The organism is bacterium (genome assembly GCA_029210545.1).
Lineage (GTDB): Bacteria > BMS3Abin14 > BMS3Abin14 > BMS3Abin14 > BMS3Abin14 > JARGFV01.
Genome location: JARGFV010000173.1, coordinates 1 through 3,289, shown reverse-complemented (window position 1 = coordinate 3,289; position 3,289 = coordinate 1). Strand labels below are relative to the sequence as shown.

At 56.3% G+C, this 3,289-nt stretch carries 4 protein-coding genes; all 4 read left to right on the top strand.

What is annotated here, in order from left to right; genetic code table 11:
• Window positions 1–210: 210 nt before the first annotated feature.
• Complete coding sequence (locus P1S46_11955; GenBank protein ID MDF1537183.1) at window positions 211–363, top strand: hypothetical protein; 153 nt, start codon at window positions 211–213, stop codon at window positions 361–363.
• A gap of 56 nt (window positions 364–419) precedes the next feature.
• Entirely contained in the window at window positions 420–1,217 is a 798-nt protein-coding gene (locus P1S46_11950; GenBank protein ID MDF1537182.1) for a transporter substrate-binding domain-containing protein, read from the top strand.
• Between the two features lie 179 nt (window positions 1,218–1,396).
• Window positions 1,397–2,371 carry an amino acid ABC transporter permease gene (locus P1S46_11945; protein MDF1537181.1) on the top strand — a complete coding sequence of 325 codons (975 nt, stop codon included), beginning with the start codon at window positions 1,397–1,399 and terminating at the stop codon, window positions 2,369–2,371.
• Complete coding sequence (locus P1S46_11940; protein MDF1537180.1) at window positions 2,364–3,095, top strand: amino acid ABC transporter ATP-binding protein; 732 nt, start codon at window positions 2,364–2,366, stop codon at window positions 3,093–3,095. The genes P1S46_11945 and P1S46_11940 overlap by 8 nt, the downstream gene beginning before the upstream one ends.
• Window positions 3,096–3,289: the final 194 nt, after the last annotated feature.

Here is a 3,289-nt window from a genome sequence, read left to right as displayed (position 1 = left end):
GGAAAGGGAAAACGACGCTTTTCCCTTTCCGTGGAGCGAAAAGTCCCGGATTGGACTTTTTGCGACCCTGTCAAGAAGTGTGGAGCCCCCGAAATCCGCGATTGGTATTTATCAACCTCCGGCCGGAGGGGTCCAATCGGCGGATTTCGGGTTTCATTGACACCGGCTCAAACCCGATGCTAAAGTTAAAATTCATTGAGGGGAGGGGTCATGAGAGACAAAGCAGAGGCCGTCCAGGTAAAATGTCCCACCTGTGATCACACCCAGATCATCTACATTCCCAAGGAAGAGTTCCCGAAATGTCCAAAGTGCAATGTCGAGATGATCTTCAGCGAACTTCTGGACGAGGGGAAATCCTATTGATGCCTTTCCCGCCCCCTGGTAACGGGGGAATACCGTTTTTTTTAAAAGGAGGAACCATGAGACGTATCTTTCTGATCGCTGCCCTCGTGGTCGCCCTGGCTGTTCCTGCCATGGCGGCCGATATGACCGCACTGGAGTCCATTATCAAGGCCGGGAAACTCCGGGTCGGGCTGGAGCCGGGCTACATGCCTTTCGAGATGCAGAACAAGCAGAGCAAGATCGTCGGTTTTGACGTGGACATGGCCAGGCTCATGGCCAAGCAGATGGGTGTTGAGCTGGAACTGGTTCCCACTGCATGGGACGGCATCATCGGTTCCCTTCTCACGGACAAGTTCGATATTATCATGAGCGGCATGACCGTCACCCAGAGCCGCAACCTCAGGGTCAACTTCGTCGACCCCTACATAATCGTCGGACAGACCATCCTCATCAACAAGAACCTCGAGGGAAAGATCAAAGGTTACAAGGACCTCAACGACCCGAAATACACGGTTACCTCCAAGCTGGGCACCACCGGCGAGCAGGCCGTAAAGAGCATGATCCCAAGAGCCAAGTACAAGAGCTTCGAGACAGAGCCTGAGGCAGCCCTCGAGGTCATCAACGGCAAGGCTGACGCATTTGTGTATGACCTTCCGTACTGTGCCGTTTTCTATGCCCAGAAAGGGGCCGGGAAGCTTGTTTTCCTGGATGAACCGTTCACCTTCGAACCCCTCGGATGGGCCATCAGGCAGGGCGACGTCGACTTTTTGAACTGGCTGAACAACTTTCTGGCGCAGTCAAGGGGAGACGGTTCTTACGACAGGATCTACAACAAGTGGATCACCGGTAACGAATGGATCAAGGACATCCAGTAGTCAGCATGAAACCAGCTGGCTAATCCGGGGGGCTCAAAAGGCCCCCCGGCCCTTGTTAGCACCTGTCAAGCCGGATTGGATTTTTTGCGACTCTGTCAAGGTTGATAACCTCGCAAAAAGCCTCCTATTAAGAGACTCCGGGAGCCGTTTTGCGAGTTGGAGACATGCCGTTGGACACGATGAAAGAACTTTTACACAACGACCGCTTCCGGAACAGTATCTCCTGGCTCATTCTCGCGATAATCCTTGTCGGTGTTGTCGCCGGGATCATACATACGACAAACAAGGTCGATTATGTGTGGCGATGGGAGCAGATCCCGCGTTATGTAATATACCGTGACGTCATGGAGATCGTGGCGGAGGACGACGCCATCGTCACTGCCCTGGACAAGATCGGTTCCGACACCACAATCGTGGTGGAGAACCGGCTGGGAGACGAACAATACTATACTGTTCCAACCGACCTCGTGAGCCTGACGGTTGACGATGAGATCCAGTCAGGACAGCTTCTGGCCAAATGGGACCGATGGAAAGCGGGGCTGCTCCTCACAGGGCTGCTGCTGACCCTCGAGATCTCCCTCATATCGATCTTCCTTGGGATCATTATCGGTCTGGTCACCGGCCTTGCCCGGATCTCCTCGAACCCCGCGCCCAAGTGGCTGGCCATCGGTTACATCGAACTCATCAGGGGGACACCTCTCCTGGTCCAGATCTACATCTTCTATTTTTTCGTGGGTCAGGTGTTTTCCCTGTCCAGCTTCATGGCCGGAGTGCTGGCCTTATCATTTTTCGCCGGCGCCTACATCGCCGAGATCATCAGGGCCGGGATCCAGTCGATCCACCGGGGTCAGATGGAGGCGGCCCGTTCCCTGGGAATGAACTACTACCTGGCCATGCGCTACATCGTTCTCCCCCAGGCGTTCAAGCGGATCCTGCCGCCCCTTGCCGGCCAGTTCATCTCCCTCATCAAGGACTCCTCGCTGGTGGGGGTTATCGCCCTCGTGGAGCTGACCCGCGCCGGGAGGGAGATCGGGACGTCAACATTCAACTATTTCGAGGTGTTTTTCACGGTGGCGGCCCTTTACCTTATCCTCACCTTCAGCCTGTCCATGATCGTCCAGTACCTGGAGAGGAGGTTTGCGGCCAGTGATTGATGTCAAAAATGTGTGCAAGACATTCTACTCCAGACACAAGGTCGCCGCCCTCGTGGACGTCTCCATGCGCGTGGAAAAGGGAGAGGTGGTGACCATTATCGGGCCATCCGGCTCCGGGAAAAGCACACTGCTCAGGTGTCTGAACCACCTTGAGACCGCCGACAGCGGCGAGATCAACATCGACGGCATCCCCCTCACCGACTCGCGGACCAATATCAACGCCGTACGTGCTGAAGTGGGCATGGTGTTCCAAAGCTTCAACCTTTTCCCCCACATGACCGTCCTTGGAAACGTGACCATTGCCCAGACAACGGTCCGCAAGCGCCCGAGGGAGCAGGCCAAAAATATCGCCATGGAACTTCTCACCAAGGTCGGCATCCCCGAAAAGGCCGGGTCCTACCCGTCCCAGCTCTCGGGAGGCCAGCAGCAGCGCGTTGCCATCGCCCGCGCCCTGGCCATGCAGCCGAAGATCATGCTCTTCGACGAACCCACCTCCGCCCTGGACCCCGAGATGATCGGAGAAGTCCTCGACGTCATGAAGGCCCTTGCCCGGGAGGGGATGACGATCTGCGCCGTCACCCACGAAATGGGGTTTGCCAGGGAAGTGTGCGACCGGGTGGTGTTCATGGATGAGGGGCGCATCGTTGAAGAAGGAACACCGGAAAAGATGTTCGACTCCCCCGACCACGCCAGGACGAAAACGTTTTTAGCGCAGATTTTATAATAATCAGGAAAGATGAATAGTGATGGACTCGCAAAAAGTCCATCAACGCGCCCCGCGTGGGGCGCCCAAATCAATGACTAGCCGCGCCTGGGAAGGGCGCCCGGATCGATGACCGATGAAAGCAGCCGCGCCTGGGAAAGGCGCCCGGATCGATGACCGATGAAAGCAGCCGCGCCTGGGAGAGGCGCCCGGAT